Annotated in this window: 22 protein-coding genes and 1 tRNA gene; 13 read left to right on the forward strand and 10 right to left on the reverse strand. The window is 65.6% G+C overall.

Going from position 1 to position 24,724, the window contains the following annotated elements; translation table 11 throughout:
- Positions 1 to 3: 3 nt before the first annotated feature.
- Genes AC30PD_RS12645 through AC30PD_RS12670 form a run of 6 tightly spaced genes read right to left on the reverse strand, consistent with a single transcriptional unit; the run spans position 4 to position 3,424 of the window.
- Complete coding sequence (locus AC30PD_RS12645) at positions 4 to 588, reverse strand: LOG family protein (RefSeq protein ID WP_489536009.1); 585 nt, start codon at positions 586 to 588, stop codon at positions 4 to 6.
- Positions 589 to 598: 10 nt separating this feature from the next.
- Positions 599 to 979: a diacylglycerol kinase gene (locus AC30PD_RS12650; RefSeq protein WP_489536010.1), complete on the reverse strand. Its 381-nt coding sequence runs from the start codon at positions 977 to 979 to the stop codon at positions 599 to 601.
- Between the two features lie 45 nt (positions 980 to 1,024).
- Positions 1,025 to 1,552 (reverse strand): RDD family protein, encoded by a 528-nt coding sequence (locus tag AC30PD_RS12655; protein WP_489536011.1) that lies wholly within the window; start codon positions 1,550 to 1,552, stop codon positions 1,025 to 1,027.
- Entirely contained in the window at positions 1,549 to 2,388 is an 840-nt protein-coding gene (locus AC30PD_RS12660) for a DUF3106 domain-containing protein (protein WP_489536012.1), read from the reverse strand. The genes AC30PD_RS12655 and AC30PD_RS12660 overlap by 4 nt, the downstream gene beginning before the upstream one ends.
- Positions 2,389 to 2,399: 11 nt before the next feature.
- A complete protein-coding gene (locus AC30PD_RS12665) occupies positions 2,400 to 2,864 on the reverse strand; it encodes a DUF3619 family protein (protein ID WP_489536013.1) in 465 nt (154 codons plus the stop codon).
- Entirely contained in the window at positions 2,861 to 3,424 is a 564-nt protein-coding gene (locus AC30PD_RS12670; protein WP_489536014.1) for an RNA polymerase sigma factor, read from the reverse strand. Before AC30PD_RS12670 ends, AC30PD_RS12665 begins: the two co-directional genes overlap by 4 nt.
- Positions 3,425 to 3,668: 244 nt before the next feature.
- On the opposite strand from AC30PD_RS12670, the gene AC30PD_RS12675 reads away from it, so the two are divergent.
- From AC30PD_RS12675 to pbpG, 7 genes are all read left to right on the forward strand, one after another.
- Positions 3,669 to 5,441 carry an acetolactate synthase 3 catalytic subunit gene (locus tag AC30PD_RS12675; RefSeq protein WP_489536015.1) on the forward strand — a complete coding sequence of 591 codons (1,773 nt, stop codon included), beginning with the start codon at positions 3,669 to 3,671 and terminating at the stop codon, positions 5,439 to 5,441.
- 169 nt (positions 5,442 to 5,610) lie between these two features.
- Entirely contained in the window at positions 5,611 to 6,102 is a 492-nt protein-coding gene (gene ilvN / locus AC30PD_RS12680) for an acetolactate synthase small subunit (protein ID WP_489536016.1), read from the forward strand.
- A gap of 62 nt (positions 6,103 to 6,164) precedes the next feature.
- Positions 6,165 to 7,181, forward strand: coding sequence for a ketol-acid reductoisomerase (gene ilvC / locus AC30PD_RS12685; RefSeq protein WP_489536017.1), 1,017 nt, complete (start codon positions 6,165 to 6,167; stop codon positions 7,179 to 7,181).
- Positions 7,182 to 7,205: 24 nt separating this feature from the next.
- Entirely contained in the window at positions 7,206 to 8,036 is an 831-nt protein-coding gene (gene pssA / locus AC30PD_RS12690) for a CDP-diacylglycerol--serine O-phosphatidyltransferase (RefSeq protein ID WP_489536018.1), read from the forward strand.
- Between the two features lie 190 nt (positions 8,037 to 8,226).
- Positions 8,227 to 9,933, forward strand: coding sequence for a 2-isopropylmalate synthase (gene leuA / locus AC30PD_RS12695; protein WP_489536019.1), 1,707 nt, complete (start codon positions 8,227 to 8,229; stop codon positions 9,931 to 9,933).
- Between the two features lie 29 nt (positions 9,934 to 9,962).
- Complete coding sequence (locus AC30PD_RS12700; RefSeq protein WP_489536020.1) at positions 9,963 to 11,504, forward strand: 2-isopropylmalate synthase; 1,542 nt, start codon at positions 9,963 to 9,965, stop codon at positions 11,502 to 11,504.
- A gap of 98 nt (positions 11,505 to 11,602) precedes the next feature.
- Entirely contained in the window at positions 11,603 to 12,670 is a 1,068-nt protein-coding gene (gene pbpG, locus AC30PD_RS12705) for a D-alanyl-D-alanine endopeptidase (RefSeq protein WP_489536336.1), read from the forward strand.
- Here pbpG and AC30PD_RS12710 read toward each other — a convergent pair.
- The 4 genes from AC30PD_RS12710 to hpnC all read right to left on the reverse strand — a co-directional run bounded on the left by AC30PD_RS12710 (position 12,660) and on the right by hpnC (position 16,519).
- On the reverse strand, positions 12,660 to 13,454 hold the full coding sequence (locus AC30PD_RS12710; protein WP_489536021.1) for an IclR family transcriptional regulator: 795 nt from the start codon (positions 13,452 to 13,454) through the stop codon (positions 12,660 to 12,662). The two genes, pbpG and AC30PD_RS12710, sit on opposite strands and share 11 nt — an antisense overlap.
- A gap of 100 nt (positions 13,455 to 13,554) precedes the next feature.
- Complete coding sequence (gene hpnE, locus AC30PD_RS12715; protein WP_489536022.1) at positions 13,555 to 14,829, reverse strand: hydroxysqualene dehydroxylase HpnE; 1,275 nt, start codon at positions 14,827 to 14,829, stop codon at positions 13,555 to 13,557.
- A complete protein-coding gene (hpnD, locus tag AC30PD_RS12720) occupies positions 14,829 to 15,665 on the reverse strand; it encodes a presqualene diphosphate synthase HpnD (RefSeq protein ID WP_489536023.1) in 837 nt (278 codons plus the stop codon). The genes hpnE and hpnD overlap by 1 nt, the downstream gene beginning before the upstream one ends.
- Complete coding sequence (gene hpnC, locus AC30PD_RS12725; protein WP_489536024.1) at positions 15,662 to 16,519, reverse strand: squalene synthase HpnC; 858 nt, start codon at positions 16,517 to 16,519, stop codon at positions 15,662 to 15,664. Before hpnC ends, hpnD begins: the two co-directional genes overlap by 4 nt.
- Before the next feature lie 124 nt (positions 16,520 to 16,643).
- On the opposite strand from hpnC, the gene AC30PD_RS12730 reads away from it, so the two are divergent.
- The 6 genes from AC30PD_RS12730 to clpX all read left to right on the forward strand — a co-directional run bounded on the left by AC30PD_RS12730 (position 16,644) and on the right by clpX (position 24,622).
- On the forward strand, positions 16,644 to 17,783 hold the full coding sequence (locus AC30PD_RS12730; RefSeq protein WP_489536025.1) for an efflux RND transporter periplasmic adaptor subunit: 1,140 nt from the start codon (positions 16,644 to 16,646) through the stop codon (positions 17,781 to 17,783).
- 11 nt (positions 17,784 to 17,794) lie between these two features.
- Entirely contained in the window at positions 17,795 to 20,959 is a 3,165-nt protein-coding gene (locus AC30PD_RS12735) for an efflux RND transporter permease subunit (RefSeq protein WP_489536337.1), read from the forward strand.
- 65 nt (positions 20,960 to 21,024) lie between these two features.
- Positions 21,025 to 21,111: transfer RNA gene (locus AC30PD_RS12740), tRNA-Leu, on the forward strand.
- A gap of 28 nt (positions 21,112 to 21,139) precedes the next feature.
- Entirely contained in the window at positions 21,140 to 22,447 is a 1,308-nt protein-coding gene (tig, locus tag AC30PD_RS12745; RefSeq protein ID WP_489536026.1) for a trigger factor, read from the forward strand.
- A 139-nt stretch (positions 22,448 to 22,586) separates the two neighbouring features.
- Positions 22,587 to 23,216, forward strand: coding sequence for an ATP-dependent Clp endopeptidase proteolytic subunit ClpP (clpP, locus tag AC30PD_RS12750; RefSeq protein WP_489536027.1), 630 nt, complete (start codon positions 22,587 to 22,589; stop codon positions 23,214 to 23,216).
- 140 nt (positions 23,217 to 23,356) lie between these two features.
- On the forward strand, positions 23,357 to 24,622 hold the full coding sequence (gene clpX, locus AC30PD_RS12755; protein ID WP_489536028.1) for an ATP-dependent Clp protease ATP-binding subunit ClpX: 1,266 nt from the start codon (positions 23,357 to 23,359) through the stop codon (positions 24,620 to 24,622).
- Positions 24,623 to 24,724 lie beyond the last annotated feature (102 nt).

The raw sequence follows: 24,724 nt of genomic DNA on the forward strand, positions 1-24,724 counted from the left end.
CGCTCAGATGCGCCGGTAGTCGTCGGGCGCGGTCGCGAGCGGCGACAACTCGCCCAGGCGCTGCAACATGGCCAGCGGGTCGACATCGACGTGCAGAAGGTCGAGTTGCATCTGCGACATGAAGCCGTGGTCACGGCTCTGGTGCAGGAACGCGATCAGCGCGTCGTAGTACCCGGCCACGTTCAGCAACCCGAGCGGCTTGTCGTGGTAACCCAGCTGGCGCCACGACCACACTTCGAAGAGCTCTTCGAAGGTGCCGATGCCACCGGGCAGAGCCAGAAAAGCGTCGCTGCGTTCGGCCATCATCATCTTGCGCTCGTGCATGGTCTCGACCACGTGCAGTTCGGTCAAGCCGGTGTGGCCGAGTTCTCGCGCCATCAACGACTGCGGGATCACGCCGACGACCGAAGCACCGGCCGCCAGGGCCGCGTCGGCCACCACGCCCATGAGCCCGGCGCGCCCGCCGCCGTAGACCAACTGCCAGCCGCGCCGGCCGATCTCGGTGCCCACGGCCCGTGCCGCGTTGGCATGCAGGCTCGATTCGCCGGGGCGGGAGCCACAATAGACGCAGATCGACATCGAGTTCATCGGCGCCCCCTCAGACCACGAACCGGTGCCACAGCGCAGCCAGCCAGATGCCGGCGCACAGCAGCAACGACAGGAACACGGCCGCACTGGCCAGGTCCTTGGCGCGTTTCGACAGATCGTGCAGTTCGAAAGACACGCGGTCGATCGCGGCTTCAATGCCCGAGTTGAGCAGTTCGACGATGAGCACGAGCATCAGCGAGCCGGCCAGCAGCGCGATTTCGACCCAGCCGCGCCCGATCCAGAACGCCAGCGGGAACATCAGCAGCGCGAGCCAGAACTCCTGGCGAAAAGCACTTTCGCCGCGATAGGCCGCGCTCAGACCGGCCATCGAATAGCCGGTCGCCCTGATCACGCGGTCGAGGCCGGTCCGGCCCTTGTGTGGGTTGCTCATGCGACCGAATTGTGCCTTTCGAACGGCGCCGCGCCGGCGCCGCTCTCAGCCGGCCTTCGCGGCGCGGTCATCGATGAGGCGGGTGCCGCAGATCACGTCGTGCCAGAACTGGCGCTGCGGGTGCAGCAACGCCAACAACGCGTAGGCGACGACCCCGACGGCGATCGCGCCCAGGCCTTGCCAGCGCGTCCAGCCGTTCAACGAGGCGATCAGGGCTGCCGGCGCGAACCATGCGCAACTGGCGACAAAGCGCGCCAGCGCGCGTGGCTGCGTGAGCGCAGCGCCTTGGGCGGTGACCACCCGGATGCGCCAGGTCTGCATCGGCAAGGTCTGGCCCCGCACAGACCAGAACCAGGTGAAGTACACCGCATAGATGGTGAAGGTGATCACGCGCAGCGCGGTGTCGCTTTGCAAAGGGTGCTGGTGGCCGGTGAGCGCGACGAACAGCGCGCCGATGGCACCGGGTATCAGCCCGATCCCGAACAGGATCATGCCTTCGTACACAAAGCACGCCATCCGGCGTGACAGGCTGGGTGCGACCACGGCCGCACCACGCTCGACATGCACCGTCATTGGTGCTGAGCAGGCTCGGCTTCGGAAGCCTTTGCAGAGCGCGTGGCCGCGGCCTGCGGCCCGCGCTTGGGCTGCAGAGTCGCCTTGTTCACGAATTCGGGCGTGGCAGCGATCTTCGGCAAGCCGGTCTGCTGATGCGAAGGTGGCGCCGGGCGCCTGGACATCAGCGTCGTGGTGGCGCCGGGGCCGGCACGGGTCACGGTCGGCTCGACGGGCTTGCGCGGAACGGCGAATGCCGGGTTCGGCACGAGATTTGACTTGGCCTGGGGCGCCTCACGCACGAGCGGAGTCGCAGGCGCCACCGGTCGGCGCGCCGAGTCGGCCAACGTCGACGAGGAAGCCGGCGCGGCCGGCCGTGCAGCGCGCGCCGCCAGTTGCCGCTTCTGTTCGGGCGAAAGCGCCTGGTACGACTCCCAACGGGCCTGGCGGTCCTGAGCCGGCAACTGCTTGGCGTCCTGGTAGTTCAGGCGTGCCTGGCCGCGTTGCTGCGGCGTCATCTTGGCCCACTCGGCCATGCGCGCCTGCACGCGCGACTGTTCATCGGGTGACATGCGCGGGAAACGTGCCGAGAGTTCCAGCCACTTCTGCTTGCGCGGCTCATCGATGCCAGCCCAGTCGCGCTCCAGCGGCTTGAGCACCGATTTCTGTGCCGGGTTGAGGTCTTGCCAGCGCACGCCCCGTTCCGCCGCGGGGGCGCTGGGGCTCTTCGGGGCCGGTGTGGAGGCTCCGGCGGCTTGAACCTGATGAACGAGCCCGAGCGCGCCCACGACGGCGAACGACAGCGACAACGCGATGCAGGTCGCGCCGAGCCGGATGGAAAGCCTCGGGGGCGACATGGCCGCCGCCGTCATTCGCGTGGGGTCTTGAGGAACTCTGCGAACCCGGCGTCGCTGTAGGCCACCGGCGGCAGGTCGTCGGCCAGCAAGGCCGCGTCGATCTCGGCAGCGGCCGAGATCTGTTCGTTGGTCTGCGACTGCTGGATCAGCAGCAGGCCGGCGATCAGGGCCAGCGCCGGCAGCACCGCGGCGAGCTTCATCCACCAGCCCGACCCGGAACGGCCGAGCAGCAAGGCGCCGCCCGACACCGAGCCGACCGGCGCGGTGGCGCTGGCCGCCCGGCTGGCACGGGCCTTTTCAAGCGCCTTTTCGCGCGCGAAGCGCAGGCGCTCGCCGACGTCGGCTTCGAGGTTCAGCGAGCGCTCGGTCAGCCGCGCCGCCACGCGAAGGGCGAAACGCGCCTGTACCGCGTCGATCGCAGCAGGCTGCGGCGAAAAGGGAACGGCGGTCGGCGGTGAAATGGTCAGGTTGTTCATGGCGTGATTCCCTTTGTCTGCAAGGCCTTGGCCAAGGTGTGCACCGCGCGGGAGCAGTGCGTCTTGACGCTGCCTTCCGAGCAGCCCATGGCTTCAGCGGTCTCGGCGACATCGAGTTCTTCCCAGTAACGCAGCAGGAAGGCTTCTCGTTGACGCCCGGGCAACTGGGCCACTTCGGCCTCGATCGCAAGCAGAATCTGCGCCCGCGACACGGAATCGTCTGCACTTTCCGCTGCCAGTGAGCCTCCCAGCGCCTGCAGCGTCTCGAGGATGTCGAAATCCTCGCCGTCTGGCCCTTCGAACTCCGAAAAATTCCTGACGACGGCGGTTCGCACCTTCTTGCGGCGAAACCAGTCCATCGTCGCGTTCGAGAGGATGCGCTGGAACAGCAGCGGGAGTTCAGCCGCCGGGCGGTCAACGTACTTCTCGGCCAGCCGGATCATCGTGTCCTGCACGATGTCGAGGGCGGCATCTTCGTCCCGAACGGCATACAGCGCCCGCTTGAAGGCACGCTTTTCGACGCTCTTGAGGAAGTCGGAGAGTTCTTTGTCGGATGCCAATGAAAGCTGACCGCAGGCGCTTGCCCGGAGAGACGGCCGCGATTATGTCACCCGGCCCACGGGGTTGCGGCGATGCAGCAATGCGGTGCCATAATCGCGGGTTGCACAACAGATTGGCTTCAGGCCGAGTGCCCAACCGGGGCACTGGGTGGCTGGGCCCTCAGGCACCAAACCCGTCTCACAAGGACGAGGAGAGGCGCACCGATGGTTTTTCGTCAGAGAAATTCACAAAGGTCTCTTGAACATGGATATGTCACCCGCAGAAGTCAAGCGCGCCGCCTCGGCACAAGCGCAATCTCCCGCCGTCGAGCCGAACGGCTCCGAGATCCTGGTCCGCTGCCTTCAGGCCGAAGGCGTCAAGTTCCTCTGGGGTTACCCGGGTGGTGCGGTCCTCTACATCTACGACGCGCTCTACAAGCAAGAAACGATCGAACACGTGCTGGTGCGCCATGAGCAGGCGGCCGTGCATGCGGCCGATGGCTACGCACGTGCCACCGGTGAAGTCGGCGTGGCGCTCGTCACCTCGGGGCCCGGCGTCACCAACGCGGTCACCGGCATCGCCACGGCCTACATGGACTCGATCCCGATGGTGATCATCACCGGGCAGGTTCCTACGCCGGCGATCGGGCTCGACGCCTTCCAGGAATGCGACACCGTCGGCATCACCCGCCCCATCGTCAAGCACAACTTTCTCGTGAAAGACGTGCGCGACCTGGCGATGACGATGAAGAAGGCCTTTCACATCGCGCGCACTGGCCGGCCCGGCCCGGTGGTCGTCGACATTCCGAAAGACGTGTCGCAATACCGCACGCCTTTCCACTACCCCGAGCGGGTCGAGATGCGCTCGTACAACCCGGTGCGCAAGGGCCACGGCGGGCAGATCCGCAAGGCCGTGCAACTGCTGCTCGCTGCGAAGCGGCCCTACATCTACACCGGCGGTGGCGTGGTGCTCGGCAACGCGTCGGCCGAACTGCGCGAGCTCGCCAACCTGCTGGGCTTTCCGGTCACGAACACGCTGATGGGCCTGGGCGCCATGCCGTCGAGCGACCCGAAGTTCCTGGGCATGCTCGGCATGCACGGCACGTACGAAGCCAACATGACGATGCAGAACTGCGACGTGCTGCTGGCTGTGGGCGCGCGCTTCGACGACCGGGTGATCGGCAACCCCAAGCACTTTGCCTCGGTCGAACGCAAGATCGTGCACATCGACATCGACCCGTCGTCGATCTCCAAGCGCGTGAAGGTCGACATCCCGATCGTCGGCGACGTGAAAGACGTGCTGCAGGAACTGATCGCGCAACTGAAAGAAGCGCACGTCAAGCCCGACGTGCCAGCGCTGTCGGCCTGGTGGAGCCAGATCAACGAGTGGCGCAAGCGTGACTGCCTGAAGTTCAAGAACAGCACCGAGGTGATCAAGCCGCAGTACGTGGTCGAGAAGCTCTGGGAACTGACGAAGGACAGCGACGCGTACATCACCTCCGACGTCGGCCAGCACCAGATGTGGGCGGCGCAGTACTACCGTTTCGACGAGCCGCGCCGCTGGATCAATTCCGGCGGCCTGGGCACGATGGGCGTGGGCTTGCCGTATGCCATGGGCATCAAGCTCGCCAAGCCCGAGTCGGATGTGTTCTGCATCACCGGCGAAGGCTCGATCCAGATGTGCATCCAGGAGCTCTCGACCTGCCTGCAGTACAAGACGCCGGTCAAGGTGATCTCGCTCAACAACCGCTACCTCGGCATGGTGCGGCAGTGGCAGCAACTCGACTACGGCGGACGCTATTCGCACAGCTATATGGACGCGCTGCCCGACTTCGTGAAACTCGCCGAGGCCTATGGCCACATCGGCCTGAAGATCGAGAAGCCTTCCGACGTGGAACCGGCGCTGCGCGAAGCCATCCGCCTGAAAGACCGCACCGTGTTCCTCGACGTGCGCACCGACCCGACCGAAAACGTCTGGCCCATGGTGCAGGCGGGCAAGGGCATCTCTGAAATGCTGTTGGGGTCCGAAGACCTGTGAGGCACTGAACACCGGCGTGGGGCAGGGCGTTACCGCGCCGAGCCCGGGCTCCGGTGGAACGTACCGATCCGCTTCGGCGTTTTCACTTCTCATCCATTCACTCGGAACAGCGTGGCCAAGGGCCGACCGGTTACCGCCGGCGGTCTGAAGAGCGCGCTCACAACGACACATGAAACACATCATTGCCTTGCTGCTCGAAAACGAGGCCGGCGCGCTCTCGCGCGTGGTCGCCTTGTTCTCTGCCCGCGGCTACAACATCGAAAGCCTGACCGTCGCGCCGACCGAAGATGCTTCGCTTTCGCGCATGACCATCGTGACGACCGGCTCCGACGAAGTGATCGAGCAGATCACCAAACACCTGAACCGACTGATCGAAGTGGTGAAGGTCGTCGACCTGACCGAAGGCGCTTTCACCGAGCGTGAGCTCATGCTCATCAAGGTGCGCGCCGTCGGCAAGGAACGCGAAGAGATGAAGCGCATGGCCGACATCTTCCGCGGCCGCATCGTCGACGTGACCGAAAAGAGCTACACGATCGAACTCACCGGCGACACCGGCAAGCTCGACGCCTTTCTCGAAGCCATCGACCGCGCGGCCATTCTCGAGACCGTGCGCACCGGCACCAGCGGCATCGGCCGCGGCGAGCGCATCCTCAGAGTTTGAACGGTCTGCCAACGACGACCGCCTGATCACCCATCGAATCGATTTTTCCCAAGGAGATAGACATGAAGGTTTACTACGACAAAGACGCCGACCTGAGCCTCGTGAAGGGCAAGAACGTCACCATCATCGGGTACGGTTCGCAGGGCCACGCCCACGCGCAGAACCTGAACGACAGCGGCGTGAAGGTCACCGTCGGCGTGCGCAAGGGCGGGCCGTCGTGGGCCAAGGCCGAGAAGGCCGGCCTGAAGGTCGCCGACGTGGGCGACGCCGTGAAGCAGGCTGATGTGGTCATGATGCTGCTGCCCGACGAGCAGATCGCCACGGTCTACAAGAACGACGTGGAGCCGAACATCAAGCAGGGCGCGTCGCTCGCGTTTGCGCACGGTTTCAACGTGCACTACGGCCAGGTCGTGCCGCGCGCCGACCTCGACGTGTGGATGGTCGCCCCGAAAGCCCCCGGCCACACCGTGCGGTCGACGTACGCGCAGGGCGGCGGCGTGCCGCACCTGATCGCCGTGCACGCCGACAAGACCGGCAAGGCGCGCGACCTGGCGCTGAGCTACGCAGCAGCCAATGGCGGCGGCAAGGCCGGCGTGATCGAGACCAACTTCCGCGAAGAAACCGAGACCGACCTGTTCGGCGAACAGGCCGTGCTGTGCGGCGGCGCCGTCGAACTCATCAAGGCCGGTTTCGAGACGCTGACCGAAGCCGGTTACGCGCCCGAGATGGCCTACTTCGAGTGCCTGCACGAGCTCAAGCTGATCGTCGACCTGATCTACGAAGGCGGCATCGCCAACATGAACTACTCGATCTCGAACAACGCCGAGTACGGCGAGTACGTGACCGGCCCGCGCATCGTCAACGACGAGACCAAGAAGGTCATGAAGCAGGTGTTGAAGGACATCCAGACCGGCGAATACGCGAAGAGTTTCATCGTCGAGAACCGCGCCGGCGCGCCGACCTTGATGAGCCGCCGCCGGATCACCGCCGAGCACCCGATCGAAGTGGTCGGCGAGCAGTTGCGCGCGATGATGCCGTGGATCAAGAAGAACCGCCTGGTCGATCAGTCGAAGAACTGAGCTCGCAAGGGTATCCTCCGGCGCATGAACGAAGCCCCGAATCACCCTGACGACGAACCCGTGCCCGTGGCCGACACAAGGCCACGGCGCAAGGGGCTGTACATGCTGCCCAACGCCATCACGTTGGCGGCGTTGTTCTCGGGCTTCTACGCGATCGTGATGGCGATCAACGGCCGTTTCGAGCTGGCCTGCATCGCGGTGTTCTGCGCCGCGGTGCTCGACAGCCTTGACGGCCGCGTGGCGCGCATGACGAACTCGCAGAGCGCCTTCGGCGAGCAGATGGACAGCCTGTGCGACATGGTGAGTTTCGGTGCCGCGCCGGCGCTGATCATCTACATCTGGGCGCTCAAAGACCTGGGCAAGGCGGGCTGGATTCCAGCTTTTGTCTACATCTCGGGGGCAGCGCTGCGGCTGGCGCGCTTCAACGTCAACATTGGCGTGGTCGACAAGCGCTTCTTTCAGGGTTTGCCGAGCCCGGCCGCGGCGGCGCTCGTGATCGGGTTGATCTGGGTCGTCGACGACGCGGGCTTCAAGGGCGTTTCGCAGATACCGGCGCTGGCGTACACGGCCTTCGCAGTGACGCTCTTTGCCGGCCTGTCGATGGTGACGAACGCGCCGTTCTACAGCTTCAAGGTCGTGGGCTCGCGGCGCACCGTCCCGTTCATCGTGATCGTGGCCATCGCACTGGCGATCGCGTTGGTGGCGCTCGACCCGCCGAAGGTGCTGTTCGCGATCTTCTGCGTTTATGGTTTGTCGGGCTACGCGATCTACGGCTGGCGCAGGATGAAGGGCAAGCCGGTGAGCGTGATTGCCACGTCGACCGACGAACCCGACGAGCAGGGCCTGCATCGCTGATTCGCGCGTGTTAGAGTCCGATCCATGACGTTCCTGCCCGCGATCGCGCTACTGCTTCTTCTAGGAGACCCGCGGGCTCGCTGATCGCACACGTCAACACGTTTCGACCTCAACGGCCCGCATGCAACCAGCAGCGGGCCGTTTGTCTTTTCAACAGCTGCTGGTCCACCCCGACTCTTCTGGAACCACCATGTTGAAAAACCCGCAGCAGAAATACCGGCCTTTCGCCCCGGTCGCCCTGGCCAACCGCCGCTGGCCCGACGCCGTGCTGACCGAGGCGCCGATCTGGCTCAGCACCGACCTGCGCGACGGCAACCAGGCGCTCATCGAGCCGATGGACAGCGGCCGCAAGCTGAAGATGTTCCAGATGCTGCTGCGCATCGGCTTCAAGGAGATCGAGGTCGGTTTCCCCTCGGCCTCGCAGACCGACTTCGACTTCGTGCGCCTGCTGATCGAGCAGAACCTGATCCCCGACGACGTGACGATCCAGGTGCTCACTCAAGCGCGCGAGCCGCTGATCCGCCGCACTTTCGAGTCGCTGCAAGGCGCGAAGCGCGCGATCGTGCACCTGTACAACGCGACCGCGCCGGTGATGCGTCAAGTGGTGCTGGGCATGAGCGAAGACCAGATCGTGGAACTTGCCGTGACGAACACGAAGCTCGTGAAGACGCTGGCCGACGCGCAGCCCGACACCGACTTCCGCTACGAGTACTCGCCCGAGATGTTCTCGAGCACGGAATTGGTGTTCTCGAAACGCGTGGTCGATGCGGTCACCGAGGCCTGGCAGCCGACGATCGATCGCCCGTGCATCATCAACCTGCCGTCCACCGTGGAACATTCCACGCCGAACATCTTCGCCGACATGATCGAGTGGATGCACCGTAATCTGGCACGGCGTGATGCGATCGTGCTCTCGGTTCACCCGCACAACGACCGAGGCACGGGCACGGCCGCGGGCGAACTGGCCCTGATGGCGGGCGCCGACCGCATCGAAGGTTGTTTGTTCGGCAACGGCGAGCGCACCGGCAACGTCGATCTGGTCAACATCGCGCTCAATCTGTACACGCAAGGCGTGTCGCCGCAGCTCGACTTCTCCGACATCGACGAAGTGCGCCGCTGCGTCGAGCATTGCAACCAGCTGCCCGTTCACCCGCGCCACCCTTACGCCGGTGACCTGGTCTACACCTCGTTCTCGGGCTCGCACCAGGACGCGATCAAGAAAGCCTTTGCGGCGCGCAGAGAAGGCGACGTCTGGCAGATGCCCTACTTGCCGATCGACCCGAAAGACCTGGGCCGCAGCTACGACGCGGTGATCCGGGTCAACAGCCAGTCGGGCAAGGGCGGCATCGCCTACCTGCTCGAAAGCGAGTACGGGCTGGAACTGCCGCGGCGCCTGCAGATCGAGTTCAGCCAGGCTGTGCAGGCGGTGATGGACGACAGCGGCAAGGAACTCGTGGCGGCCGACATCTGGCGCATCTTCGAGTGTGAGTACGGCCTCGGCGACGCCGGCCGTAACGCGGTCTCGAACCCGGTCATCGCAGAGCAGGGCGATGGCGCGGTGCGTTTGGGCGCCGAGGTGACGATGGCGGGGCAGCGCCTGCACGTCGACGGCACGGGCACCGGGCCGATCGACGCTTTTGTCGCCGGCCTGAACCACGCGACGGGTGCCGCGCTGCGTGTGCTCGACTACCACGAACACGCGATCGGCAGCGGCGCCGATGCGCGTGCGGTGGCCTACCTCGAACTGCGCGTCGGCGATGGCATCGGCGAAGGGCAAACGCTGTTCGGCGTCGGCATCGACGCGAACATCGTCTCGGCGTCGCTCAAGGCCATCGTCTCGGGGCTGAGCCGCTCAAGCCGCGCGGTCAAGCAGGGCAACGAACAGGCGCTCGCCTAAGATCGACAGGATTCACCAGGAGCATTCGCATGGCCGACAAACTCATCATCTTCGATACCACCTTGCGCGACGGTGAACAATCGCCTGGCGCCTCGATGACCAAGGACGAAAAGCTGCGCATCGCCCGCCAGCTCGAACGCCTGAAGGTCGATGTGATCGAAGCCGGCTTCGCGGCCTCGTCGAACGGCGATTTCGAGTGCGTGAAAGCGATCGCGCACGCGATCAAGGACAGCACGGTCTGCTCGCTCGCCCGCGCCAACGACCGCGACATCTCGCGTGCGGCCGAGGCGCTCAAAGGTGGCCACTCGACGCGCTTGCACCTGTTCCTCGCGACGAGTGCATTGCACATGGAAAAGAAGCTGCGCATGACGCCCGAGCAGGTCTTCGAGCAGGCGAAGCTCTCGACGCGCTTTGCACGCAGCCTGTCGGGCGACGTGGAGTTTTCGCCCGAAGATGGCTACCGCTCCGACCCCGACTTCCTGTGCCGCGTGCTCGAAGCCGTGATCGCCGAAGGTGCCACCACGATCAACGTGCCCGATACCGTGGGCTACGCGATCCCCGAGCTCTACGGCAACTTCATCCTGAACCTGCGCCAGCGCATACCGAACTCCGACAAGGCCGTCTGGTCGGTGCATTGCCACAATGACCTCGGCATGGCCGTGGCCAACTCGCTCGCCGGCGTGATGATCGGCGGCGCGCGCCAGGTCGAATGCACCATCAATGGCCTGGGCGAGCGCGCCGGCAACTGCTCGCTCGAAGAAGTGGTGATGGCCGTGAAGACGCGTCGCGACTACTTCGGACTGGAACTCGGCATCGACGCAACCCAGATCGTGCCGGTGTCACGCCTGGTCGCGCAGACCACCGGTTTTGTCGTGCAGCCGAACAAGGCGGTGGTGGGCGCCAACGCCTTCGCGCACGCATCCGGCATCCACCAGGACGGCGTGCTCAAGGCGCGCGACACCTACGAGATCATGCGTGCCGAAGACGTGGGCTGGGCAGCGAACAAGATCGTGCTCGGCAAACTCTCGGGCCGCAACGCGTTCAAGCTGCGCCTCACGGAACTCGGCATCCAGATGGAATCGGAAGCCGAAGTCAACGCCGCGTTCGCGAAGTTCAAGGAACTGGCCGACCGCAAGAGCGACATCTTCGACGAAGACATCCTGGCGCTGGTGATGGACGAATCGGTGACCGCCGAGCACGAACACTACAGGTTGCTGGCGCTTTCGCAGCATTCCGAGATGGGTGAGCGGCCGCAGGCCAGCGTGGCGTTCTCGGCTGGCGACGTGGAACACCACGCGCAAAGCGACGGCAACGGCCCGGTCGACGCCAGCCTGAAGGCAATCGAATCGAAGCTCAAGACTGGCGCCGAAATGCTGCTCTATTCGGTCAATGCCATCACCTCGGGCAGCACAGAATCCCAGGGCGAAGTGACGGTTCGGCTGCAAAACGGCGGCCGGGTCGTCAACGGCGTGGGTTCGGACCCGGATATCGTCGTGGCGTCAGCCAAGGCCTATCTTTCCGCGTTGAACAAGCTGCACAGCAAGATCGAACGCGTCGCTGCACAGGGGTAACTATTTCACGGAACCCGGCATCCAAGTCCTGACTTGAGAAAAGGCGCGTAAGGTTTTGATCTTGCGCGCTTTTTTCCTTTCAGTTAACATTCGCCGCACTGGCGCAAAGGACTGCTGTGGCAACCATTCACAAATTTGTAACGACCGGGCTGCTGGCGTTGGTTGCCGCTGTAGCCTTCGCCTTGCCCTCGTCCGCCGACGCCGCGCAGCGCACCGCCGCCAAGAAGAAGGGCGCCACCGCCTCTGCCGCCTCTTCGCGTGCTTCCAAACAAGTACTGCGTTCCAGCCGGCGCGTATCGACCCGCCACGTGGCCAGAGTCGTCCGTTTCGAGCCGGCACGCCCTTCGTTCGGGCAACTCTACGGCCTGCAGAACACGGCCGACGCGCTGAACCTGAAGTCGAGCGTGGCGCTCGTGCTCGACTCCGACACCAACGAAGTGCTGTTCAGCAAGAACCCTGGCGCCGTGCTGCCGATTGCGTCGCTCACCAAGCTGATGACGGCCGTGGTCGTGACCGAAGCCAAGCTCCCGCTGAATGAAATGCTCAGCATCAGCCAGGACGACATCGACACCGAAAAAGGCAGCCGCTCGCGTCTGAAGGTCGGCACCCAACTCAGCCGCGAAGAAATGCTGCACCTGGCGCTGATGTCGTCAGAGAACCGTGCTGCCAATGTGCTGGGCCGCTCCTACCCGGGCGGCCTCGAGGCTTTCGTGGCGGCGATGAACCGCAAGGCACGCGAACTCGGCATGAACGACACGCACTACGTCGAGCCGACCGGCTTGTCGAGCAAGAACCAATCGAGCGCGCGCGACCTGGCCACGCTGGTTCGCGCGGCCAACGAGCACCAGATCATTCGTGAACTGTCGACCTCGCCGGAATTCCTGGTCGAAGTCGGCAACCGGCCGATGCAGTTCCGCAATACCAACGGCCTGGTGCGCAACCCCGAGTGGGACATCGGCCTGCAGAAGACCGGCTACATCACCGAAGCCGGCCGTTGCCTCGTGATGCAGGCCAAGTTGGCCGGTCGCCAGCTGATCATGGTGTTCCTCGATTCCGCCGGCAAGTACTCGCGCATCGGCGACGCCGAGCGTGTGCGCCGCTGGATCAACGAAACGCCGGCCGCGCCCGCACCGACGGTTGTCGGCCTGCCCAGGCTCACTTCCTGATCGCAACGCCCTCTGGCACGGCGCGGTAGCCCAGCGCCGCCGAAATCTGCGCTGCGGTCGCCTTCAGGCGGTCGAGCCAGGCGTCTTCCAGCCGGTCGGCCGGCGCCGAGATCGACAAGCCCGCCACCAGCTGCCCCTGGTCGTCAAGAATCCCGGCGGCCATGCAGCGCACGCCCAACTCCAGTTCTTCGTCGTCGCGCGCCGTGCCGTATTGCGTCACGCGCGTCAGTTCACGCTCGAGCGCCGCGATGTCGGTGATGCTGTTGCGGGTGTGACCGGCCAGGCCGGTGCGCGTCGCATACGCACGCACACGCTGCGCATCGTCGTGGGCCAGGAACAGCTTGCCCACCGACGTGAGGTGCAGCGGCGCACGGCCGCCGATCGCACGCACGACCTGCATGCCCGAACGCTCGCTGTAGGTGCGTTCGATGTACACGATCTCGTCGCCCTGGCGCATCGACAGGTTCACCGGCTGGTGCGTCAGCTTGTGCAGCTCGCGCATCGGGCCCAGGGCGGCGTCGCGCACGTCGAGACGCGCTTTCACCAGGTTGCCGAGTTCGAGCAGGCGCATGCCCAGGCGGTAGCTGCCGGCTTCGGGGCGGTCGACATACCGGCCGATCGTCAGGTCATTGAGGATGCGGTGGGCGGTCGACGGGTGCAGCCCGGTCTGTTCGCTGATCTGCTTGAGCGATACCGGGTCCTGGTACGACGCCAGCACGTCGAGCAAACCGAACGCGCGTTCGAGCACCTGGATCGTCGGGGTCTTGTTCTCACGTTTCGCCATGGCCTGCATTCTCCGTCAACTCCACGCAATTTTGCATGGCGAAAGCATGGGCTGCAATCCGGGAGAGCGAAGGCGCGTTGAAGTGCCTCGCGCGAGCGGTTCAGTCAAGCCCGCGAACCGCGTCGACGCCACTGCGGACGGCGCCCTCCAGGGTGGCCGGGTAAGGGCCGATGACGTGGTCCCCGGCGGCATGCAGCCCCGCAGCGATTCGCATCGGCGAGCGCTGCAGACCCGGCGTGCAGCGAAACGTGGCGCGCTTCTCCGACAGCACCTGAACCGACTCGAGCGGGCCTCGCAGGCATGCCGCCAGCACCGATCTGGCCTGGTTCATGGTCGCGTCGAGCGTGGCCGCCTGGCCCGCGTCGACCCACGGCTGGGCGCCGCTGATGACGAAGGCCAGCAAGCCCGGTGCGCCACCAAGCTGGCCGCGGTCGAACACGAACTGCGCCGGCGCGTTCGCGTTGGCCCGCAAGGCGAGCATCGGCTCGGGAAGGCGCGTGCCTTCGCTGCGCAGGTAGACCGTCACGATCGGTTCGTAGCGCAGGCCGGCGGCCATGCGGGCCCAGTCCGGCGCGAGGCCTTGCGTCAGCCGCGCGGCTTCGACCGCGCTGGTGGCAAGCACCACGCGATCGAACACCTGTTCGTCGACCGACCACCGGTCGCCTTCGGCCGCCACCCGGTTCACGCGTTGCGCCAGCACCGTGCCCGCCCCCGCCGCCTGAAGCCAGCGCAGGGCCGGCAGCGGCAGCAACTCGCTCAGATTGACGCGTGGCAGCAGCAGGTCGGCCGACCCTGGCCCGGAAAACAGCGCGTCTTTGAGCACCCGCAGGAAGGTCGACGCGCTGGCCTCGGACGACGGGGTGTTCAGCGCGGCCACGCACAGCGGGTCGATCAGTTCGTGGCGCACGCGCGCGGGCAAGCGCCGCGTGAGTTGCCCGACCGTGAGCGACGGGTCGCAGTTGAAGCCACGCAGCGCCCAGCCAGCGGCTGCGGCCAGCAGCGCGACACGATCGCGCCAGTGCCAGGCCTGCAACCGCAGCACGGCGCGGGCGAAAGCGAACACCGGCGAGCCCGCTTCGAGCTGCAAGCCCGAGCCTTCAGGGTAGGTGATGCGCAGCGGCGTGCGCAGCAAGGCCTGGTCGATGTCGACACCGATCGTGCGCATCAACGCGAGCGTCTCCGTGTACGCGCCGATGAGGATGTGCTGCCCGTTGTCGAGCGCCGTGCCGGCCAGCTCGACAGCGCGCGAACGACCCCCGGCCTGCGCCGCCATCTCGAACAGCGTGACCCGATGACCACAACGCACGGCCTCGACCGCCGCCGCCAAACCGGCCCAGCCCGCACCGATGACCGCAACCGAGCGCGGCCCGGCCACTAGCGGCCGCGCCAGTTCGTGCGCATCGCGATCCACAGCTTGCGCAGCGGCGTGAGCGAGGTGCGCTGGTGCAGCACCTGGAAGTTGTCGGCTTCGATCTCGCGCAGCAGCGTGCGGTAGATGTTGGCCATCATCACGCCGGGTTTCTGCGCCACGCGGTCGGCGTCGGGCAAGAGCGCAAAGGCTTCGTCGTAGAGGCGGTGCGCGCGTTCGGCCTGGAACTTCATCAGCGCGGTGAAGCGCTCGCTGTAGCCTCGGTTCAGGATCTCCTGCGCTTTCACGTCGAACTGCTTCAGCTCCGACACCGGCAGGTAGATGCGGCCGCGGCGCGCGTCGTCGCCCACGTCGCGGATGATGTTGGTGAGCTGCATCGCCAGGCCGAGCTTGTGGGCATAGGCGGTGGTTGCCGGGTCGGTGCGGCCGAAGATGCCGGCCGCGACTTCACCGACGACACCGGCCACCAGGTGGCAGTAGTGCGCCAGGCCCGCGTAGTCGAGGTATCGCGACTGATCGAGGTCCATCTGGCAACCGTCGATCACCGCCAGCAGGTGAGACGCGGTGATGCCGTAGTCGGCGGTGTGCGGCAACAGCGCCTTCATCACCGGGTGGCTCGGTTGGCCGCCGAAACTGCTGGCCACTTCCTTGCGCCACCACGCGAGCTTGGTCGCAGCGACGGCCGGGTCGCTGACTTCGTCGACCACGTCGTCGACTTCGCGGCAGAACGCATAGAAGGCCGTGATGGCGGCACGCCGCGGCGGTGGCAGGAACAGAAAGGCGTAGTAGAAGCTCGAGCCGCTGCGCGCGGCCTTGTCTTGCACGTACTGCTCGGGCGTCATGCGGATTCCCTGGCGACCAGCGCGGTCGGTGCACGCATCCAGAGCGCGCGCCACAGCAGCAGTGGTGCGTCGTACCAGCGCAGCGCAGGGCGTGTGCTCAGGGTCGCGAACTTCAGCGCTTCGATCTTGTCGAGGATCCGCAAGCCGCCTTGCACCACCAGCCTCAGCTCCCAACCCGCGCGGCCCGGCACGGCGTGAACCAGCGGCACGCCTTGCAGCATGAGCTCGCGGGCCCAGGCGACGAGCTCTCGCACCAGCGCGCGCACGGCCGGCGTGTCGGCCCGAGCCTGGAGCAGCGCGGAGGCCGGCAGCGCGAAGCGCTCGCAGTCGGTGGCCGGCACGTAAAGGCGCCCGCGGCGCGTGTCGACACCCAGGTCCTGCCAGAAGTTCACGAGTTGCAAGGCGCTGCAGATCGCATCCGACTGGCGCAGCTGTTCGCCGCCACGCACGCCATACAGGTGCAGCAGCAGGCGGCCCACCGGGTTGGCCGAGCGCCGGCAGTAGTCGAGCAGCTCGGCGCGGTCGGCGTAGCCATGTTTGACCACGTCCTGCTCGAAGGCGCTCAGCAGGTCGAGCAACAGGGCAGTGGGGAGGCTGTGGGCCTGAATCGTGCGCAGCAGCGGGCCGAAGACGCCGGGCCAGCGCTGCGACGGCGCGCCGTTTGCCACCGCCGCGAGCAGGTCGGCGCGGTAGGCGGCCAGATCGGCGAGCCGCGTGGCCGCGCTGGCGTCGCCCTCGTCGGCGATGTCGTCGGCGGTCCGAGCGAACCAGTAGATCGCGGCGACCGCCGGGCGCAAGGCGGGCGGGCACAAGACGGAAGCGACGGGAAAGTTTTCGTAGTGGTCGATGCTCACGGCCGTGATTGTCCATGCTGCGTGCCAGGCGGGCATACGGGTTGCTCGCGATTCGCCACGCAGCCGTTTGACAGCAACCAGACCGCCGAATATATTACTGACCAGTCAGTCATTTAGGATCGCCATGCGTCACGCCCTGCCCATCGCACTTGCCGCAGCCCTGGGCCTCGCGGCTTGCTCGAAGACCGAACCTGCGCCCGACCCGGTGCGCGCGGTGCGCACGCTGACGGTGGCGGCGCAGTCGGCCGGGGGGAGTTACGAATACGCCGGCGAGGTGCGTGCACGCACCGAATCGCGCCTGAGCTTCCGCGTCGGCGGCAAGATGCTCAAGCGGGCCGTCGACCTCGGCGATTCGGTGAAGGCCGGGCAAGTGCTGGCCCAGCTCGACCCGGCCGACCTGCGCCTCGGGCAAGACGCTTCGCGCGCCGCGGTGGCGGTGGCGCAGGCCGGCCTCGACCAGTACGCCGCCGACTTCAAGCGCTACAAAGACCTGCACGACCAGGGCTTCATCGGCGCCGCCGAACTCGAACGACGCGAGTCGGCCCTGAAGACGGCCCGTGCCCAGCTCGAGCAGGCCAAGGCACAGGCCAGCGTGCAAGGCAACCAGGCCGGCTACTCGACCTTGCTGGCCGACGCCAGTGGCGTGATCACCGCGGTCGATCTCGAACCCGGCATGGTGGCCGCCGCCGGCACGCCGGTGCTGCGTCTGGCGCATGACGGGCCGCGCGACGTGGTGTTTTCGGTGCCCGAAGACAAGGTCGGCATGATCAAGGCGCTGGCGACCACGCCGGGGCGGTTCAAGGTGCGTTTGTGGGGCGCCGGCGGCGAGCCCTTGCCCGCGACGATCCGCGAGATTTCGGCAGCCGCCGATCCGGTCACGCGCACCTTCCTCGTCAAGGCCGACATCGGCAACGCCTCGGCGAGTAGCATTCGTCTGGGCCAGACCGCCGCGGTGCAGGTCGAGTTGCCGCAGACACCGGGCGTGACCAAGCTGCCGCTATCGGCCTTGCGTGAAGAACAGGGCCGCAGCAGCGTGTGGCTGGTCGACAAGCAGGCCATGACGGTCAGTTCGCGTGCCGTTCAGGTCGCAGGCGCCGACGGCAACGAGGTTGTCGTTTCGAGCGGCCTGGCGCCGGGACAGATCGTCGTGACGGCCGGTGTGCATGTGCTGAACCCGGGGCAGAAGGTGAAGTTCTACGTCGAGCCTGGCGCCTCGGCGGCCTCGGCTTCGGCGCGGGCGGGCACGCCGGTGACCGTCAAGTGAGCGGCCCGAACGTGACCCCCGAAGAACCCGCACAACCCGCAGCGCACGCGGGCACGCCTTCGCGTTTCAACATCTCGCGCTGGGCGCTAGACCATTCGGCGCTGACGCGTTACCTGCTGATCGTTCTGATGGTGCTGGGCTCGGTTGCCTACTTCCAGCTCGGCCAGGACGAAGACCCGCCGTTCACCTTCCGTGCGATGGCCCTGCGCGTGTTCTGGCCCGGTGCCACCGCGCAGCAGGTGGCCGAGCAGGTGACCGACAAGCTCGAGAAGACGCTCCAGGAAGTGCCGTATTCCGACAAGATCCGCAGCTACTCCAAGCCGGGCGAAGCGCTGATCATCTTCCAGGTGCGCGACTCGTCGCCGCCGAAGGAGATGGCGCAGATCTGGTACACGGTGCGCAAGAAGATCGGCGACATGCGCGCCACCTTGCCGGCCGGCGTGATCGGCCCGTTTTTCAACGACGAGTTCGGTGACGTCTACGGTTCGATCTACGCACTCTCGGCCGACGGCTTCACCTACCAGGAGCTGAAAGACCAGGCCGACCGCGTGCGCCAGCGCCTGCTGAAGGTGAAAGACGTCAACAAGGTCGCGGTGTTCGGTGCCCAGGACGAAAAGCTCTTCGTCGAGATTTCGCAGAAGCGGCTGGCGCAACTGGGCCTGGACTTCAACACCGTGCTGGCGCAGATCGGCCAGCAGAACGCCGTGGAATCTGCCGGCACGATCAACGGGCCGACCGACTCCGTGCAGGTGCGGGTGGGCGGGCAGTTCAACTCGGTCGAACAACTGCGCGCGTTCACGATCCGGGCCGGTGGCAACAGCTTCAGGCTCGGCGACATCGCGCAGGTGCAGCGGGCCTATGTCGACCCGCCGCAGGTGAAAGTGCGCCACCAGGGCCACGAGGTCATCGCGCTCGGCATCTCGATGGCCAAGGGCGGCGACATCATCGACATGGGCAAGGCGCTGCAGGGCGTCACGGCCGAGATCCGCGCCGACCTGCCTGCAGGCATCGAACTGCACCAGTTCCAGAACCAGTCGAAGGTCGTGTCGACGTCGGTGGGCGAATTCGTGCGCGTATTGATCGAAGCCGTGGTCATCGTGCTGCTGGTGAGCTTCATCAGCCTGGGCCTGCACTTCAAGCCGAACTCGTGGAAGTTCACGATCGACTGGCGGCCCGGCATGGTGGTGGGCGTGACCATCCCGCTGGTGCTGGCGATCACCTTCGTGACCATGTACTACTGGGGCGTGGGCCTGCACAAGATCTCGCTCGGCTCGCTGATCATCGCGCTCGGGCTGCTGGTCGACGACGCGATCATCGCGGTCGAGATGATGGTGCGCAAGCTGGAGGAGGGCTACGACAAGGTGCGCGCCGCGACCTTCGCGTACGAAGCCACCGCCATGCCGATGCTGACCGGCACGCTGATCACCGCGGTGGGTTTCCTGCCGATCGGCCTGGCGCAGTCGACCGTCGGCGAGTACACCTTCGCGATCTTCGCGGTCACGGCCGCGGCACTGCTGATCTCGTGGCTGGTGTCGGTGTACTTCGTGCCCTACCTCGGCACCCGCATCCTGAAGGTCAGCCCGCACGCGGGCGTGGCTGGTGAACCGCACGAACTCTTCGACACGCCGTTCTATTCGCGTTTTCGCGCCACGGTGAACTGGTGCGTGAAGCACCGCTGGATCACGATCGGGCTGACCATCGGCACGCTGGTGCTCGGGCTGCTGGGCATGGGCAAGGTGCAGAACCAGTTCTTCCCCGATTCGAGCCGGCCCGAGATCCTGGTGGACCTCTGGTACCCCGAAGGCACTTCTTACGCCGCCAACGAAGCGGTCACCAAACGCGTCGAAGCGCGGGTGATGAACCTCGAAGGTGTTGACCACGTCACCACCTGGGTCGGCAGCGGCGCCGAACGTTTCGTGCTCGTGCTCGACCAGATCTTCCCGCAGAGCAACGCGAGCCAGATGGTCGTGCTGCCCAAGGACATGGCCTCGCGCGAACGGCTGCGCAAGCTGCTGCCGGAACTTCTGGCGACCGAATTCCCGGAAGTGCGCGGCCGCGCCAAGCTGTTGCCCAACGGCCCGCCGGTGCCTTACCCGGTGCAGTTTCGCGTCGTCGGCCCCGACCCGGCCAAGGTGCGTGCCTATGCCGACGAGGTGAAGGCGATCATGCGCGGCAACCCGAACCTGCGCGGCATCAACGACAACTGGAACGAGTCGGTCAAGGTGATCAGGCTCGAGGTCGACCAGGACAAGGCGCGCGCTCTCGGCGTCTCGAGCCAGTCGATCGCGCAGGCGGCGCGCACGATCAATACCGGCACGACGATCGGCCAGTACCGCGACGGCGACAAGCTGATCGACATCGTGTTGCGCCAGCCCCTCGACGAGCGCGACGCGCTCACCGACTTGGGCAACGGCTACCTGCCCACGACGAGCGGCCGCAGCATCCCGATCAGCCAGATCGCGAAAGCCAACTTCGTGTGGGAGCCGGGCGTGCTTTGGCGAGAAGGGCGCGACTACGCGGCCACCGTGCAAGGCGACATCATCGAAGGCCTGCAAGGTGCCACCGTGACGGCACAACTCGACCCCTTGTTCAAGCCGGTGCGCGACAAGATGCTGCCCGGCTACCGCATCGAGGTGGCCGGAGCCGTCGAAGAAAGCAGCAAGGGCCAGGGCTCGATCGCGGCCGGTGCGCCGCTGATGCTCTTCATCATGTTCACGCTGCTGATGCTGCAACTGCACAGTTTCAGCCGCTCGGTGCTCGTGTTCCTGACGGCGCCGCTCGGCATTGCCGGCGTGGCTGGAGCCCTGCTGGTGCTGAACCGCCCGTTCGGTTTCGTGGCGCTGCTCGGCGTGATTGCGCTGATGGGCATGATCATGCGGAACTCGGTGATCCTGATCGACCAGATCGAACAGGACCGCGAGCGTGGTGTGCCAGCCTGGACGGCGGTGGTCGAAGCGGCGGTCCGGCGCTGCCGCCCGATCATCCTGACCGCGGCGGCGGCGGTGCTGGCGATGATCCCGCTGTCGCGCAGCGTGTTCTGGGGCCCGATGGCCGTGGCCATCATGGGGGGCCTGCTCGTGGCGACCGCGCTGACGCTGCTGTCGTTGCCGGCCATGTACGCGGCCTGGTTCCGCGTCAAACCGGCCAGAGCCGAAACGGCGCCCGCGAACGGCTAAAATCCGCAGTTCGCCGAGAAGGCCGGGTCGGGTGGAAGGGTTTTCCGCCGGGCCGCAGGCCGTTCGCGCGGGTGGCGAAATTGGTAGACGCACCAGGTTTAGGTCCTGACGCCAGCAATGGTGTGCGGGTTCGAGTCCCGCCCCGCGCACCAGCAATGAAATTTACAGAGCTCAAACACCATGTCCGTTCAAGTTGAAACCCTCGATAAGCTCGAGCGCCGCATCACGCTGACGCTGGCTGCCACCACGATCAACAGCGAGGTCGAGACCCGGCTGAAGAAGCTGTCGCGCACCGTCAAGGCCGACGGGTTCCGCCCGGGCAAGGTGCCGATGAGCGTGGTCGCGCAGCGTTACGGCTACTCGGTCCATTACGAAGTGATGAACGACAAGGTCGGCCAGGTGTTCTCCGAGGCCGTCAACGAGGCCAAGCTGCGGGTGGCTGGTGCCCCGCGCATCACCGAGAAAGAGGGCGCGGCAGAAGGCCAGGTCGCCTTCGACGCCACCTTCGAGGTCTATCCGGACATCAAGGTCGGTGACCTGAGCGGCGCCGAAGTCGAACGTGTGTCGACCGAGGTGACCGATGCTGCCATCGACAAGACGATCGACATCCTGCGCAAGCAGCGCCGCACCTTCGCACAGCGCCCGGCGGTTGAGCCGGCGGTGCTGGGTGACCGCGTGACGATCGACTTCGAAGGCAAGATCGACGGCGTGCCGTTCGACGGCGGCAAGGCCGAGGCGTTCCAGTTCCTGATCGGCGAAGGCCAGATGCTCGAGCAGTTCGATGCCGCCGTGCGTGGCATGAAGTCGGGCGAGTCCAAGACCTTCCCGCTGCAGTTCCCGGCCGACTACCAGGGGCAGGACGTGGCTGGCAAGGAAGCCGACTTCCTCGTCACGCTGAAGAAGATCGAGTCGCAGAACCTGCCCGAGGTGAACGAGGCGTTTGCCAAGTCGCTCGGCATCGGCGACGCCACGGTCGAAGGGCTGCGCAACGACGTGCGCAAGAACCTCGAGCGCGAAGTGAAGTTCCGCGTGCTGGCGCGCAACAAGGCCAATGTGATGGACGCGCTGGTCAAAGCTTCGGAGCTCGACGTGCCGAAGGCGCTGGTCAGCGGCGAAGTCGAGCGCATGACCGAAGCGGCGCGCGCCGACCTGAAGAAGCGCGGCGTGAAGGACGCCGACACGGCGCCGATTCCGGCCGAGATCTTCCAACCGCAGGCCGAGAAGCGCGTGCGTCTGGGCCTCGTCGTCGGCGAACTCGTGCGCAGCAACAACCTGCAGGCCAAGCCCGACCAGTTGCAGGCACACATCGAAGAGATGGCGCAGAGCTACGAAAAGCCGGCCGAAGTGGTGCGCTGGTACCTGGGCGACCGCCAGCGGCTGGCCGAAGTCGAGGCCGTGGTGGTCGAAAACAACGTGGCGGCCTTCGTTCTGTCGAAGGCCAAGGTCAACGACAAGGTTCTGCCGTTCGACGAACTGATGGCGAACTGATTTCCGGATCTGTCTCGCGAGAGCGCCGTGCCGCGAGGCCGGCGCTCTTTTGCGTTGCGGCGAACGATTCCCGCGCTTCGCTCTTGTGGCGACATAATCGATCCCAACCTATCGTCCATCTCCCTCTGCAAGGAAAGCCATGAGCGCGCTTGATACCAACGGTCTGGGCATGGTCCCGATCGTCATCGAAACCTCCGGCCGCGGTGAGCGCGCCTACGACATCTACAGCCGACTGCTGCGCGAGCGTGTGATCTTCCTGGTCGGCCCGGTGAACGACCAGACCGCCAACCTCGTGGTCGCCCAGATGTTGTTCCTGGAAAGCGAAAACCCCGACAAGGACATTTCGCTCTACATCAACTCGCCGGGCGGCTCGGTGAGCGCTGGCCTGTCGATCTTCGACACCATGCAGTTCATCAAGCCCGACGTGTCGACGCTGTGCATGGGCGTCGCCGCCAGCATGGGCTCGTTCCTGCTGATGGCGGGTGCGAAGGGCAAACGCTTCGCGTTGCCGAATTCGCGCGTGATGATTCACCAGCCGTCGGGTGGCGCCCAAGGCCAGGCGACCGACATCGAGATCCATGCCCGCGAGATCCTGAAGACACGCGAGCAGCTCAACCAGATCTACGCCGAACGCACCGGGCAGAGCATCGAGAAGATCCGTTCCGACATGGAACGTGACTTTTTCATGAACCCGGAAGAATCGAAGGCCTACGGCCTGATCGACCAGGTGTTGCTGCACCGCGCCACGCCGCCCGCTGCCGCGGGCTGATTCCGGCCGACCGGTGGCGCCGGCCGAGAGCCTGCGCAACAACACCACGAACGGGGCCTTTCTTCGCCGGAAGGCCCCGTTTTCTTTTGAACTATCATCCGTTCAACACTCCTGCCACGCCCTGAGAAACCCCCACTTTTATGGCCGACAAAAAAGGCTCGTCGAGCGAAAAGGTTCTGTACTGCTCGTTCTGTGGCAAGAGCCAGCACGAGGTGAAGAAGCTGATCGCCGGCCCGTCGGTGTTCATCTGCGACGAGTGCATCGAGCTGTGCAACGACATCATTCGCGATGAAGTGCCGGCCGAGGGCGCAGAAACCAAACCGGCCAAGTCGGACCTGCCGGTGCCGAGCGAGATCAAGGCCAGCCTCGACCAGTACGTGATCGGACAGGACGTGGCCAAGCGCACCTTGTCGGTCGCGGTCTACAACCACTACAAGCGGCTCAAGCACATGAGCCGCACCAAAGACGAGATCGAGCTCGCCAAGAGCAACATCCTGCTGATCGGGCCCACCGGTTCCGGCAAGACGCTCCTGGCGCAGACGCTGGCGCGCCTGCTCAACGTGCCCTTCGTGATCGCCGACGCCACCACACTCACCGAAGCCGGCTACGTGGGCGAAGACGTCGAGAACATCATCCAGAAGCTGCTGCAGAACTGCGGCTACGACGTCGACAAGGCGCAGCGAGGCATCGTCTACATCGACGAGATCGACAAGATCAGCCGCAAGGCCGACAACCCGTCGATCACGCGCGACGTGTCGGGTGAAGGTGTGCAGCAGGCCTTGCTGAAGCTGGTCGAAGGCACGATGGCTTCGGTGCCGCCGCAGGGCGGGCGCAAGCACCCGAACCAGGACTTTCTGCAGATCGACACGACCAACATCCTCTTCATCTGCGGCGGCGCTTTCGACGGTCTCGAGAAAGTCATTCAGAACCGCTCTGAAAAGTCGGGCATCGGCTTCGGTGCCACCGTTCACGCGAAGAGCGAGAAGCGCGTTTCCGAGGTGTTCCGCGACGTCGAACCTGAAGACCTGATCAAGTTCGGGCTGATCCCCGAGCTCGTCGGCCGCCTTCCGGTGGTCGCCACGCTGGGCGAACTGACCGACGACGCGCTGGTGCGCATCCTCACGGAACCGAAGAACGCGCTTGTGAAGCAGTACCAGAAGCTGTTCGCGATGGACGGCGTGGAACTCGAGATTCGCCCGTCTGCGCTGCAGGCGATCGCCCGCAAGGCGCTCAAGCGCAAGATCGGTGCGCGCGGACTGCGCTCGATCATGGAGCAATCGCTGATCGACACGATGTTCGATTTGCCCACACTCGACGGCGTGGCCAAGGTCGTGCTGGACGAACACACGATCGAAGACGAAGCCAAACCCTTGCTCGTCTACCGAGAGCAGAAAGCGAGCGCCTGAAGCGCGTTCGAACCCGCAGTCCGGCCCCAGCCAGCGGCTTCGCGCCGCCACGGCTTCTTGCAATTGATCGCTCAAGCCCTACATCGGTTTGAGAAAGAGAGG

Source organism: Rhizobacter sp. (genome assembly GCF_032229685.1).
GTDB lineage: Bacteria > Pseudomonadota > Gammaproteobacteria > Burkholderiales > Burkholderiaceae_C > LMDS01.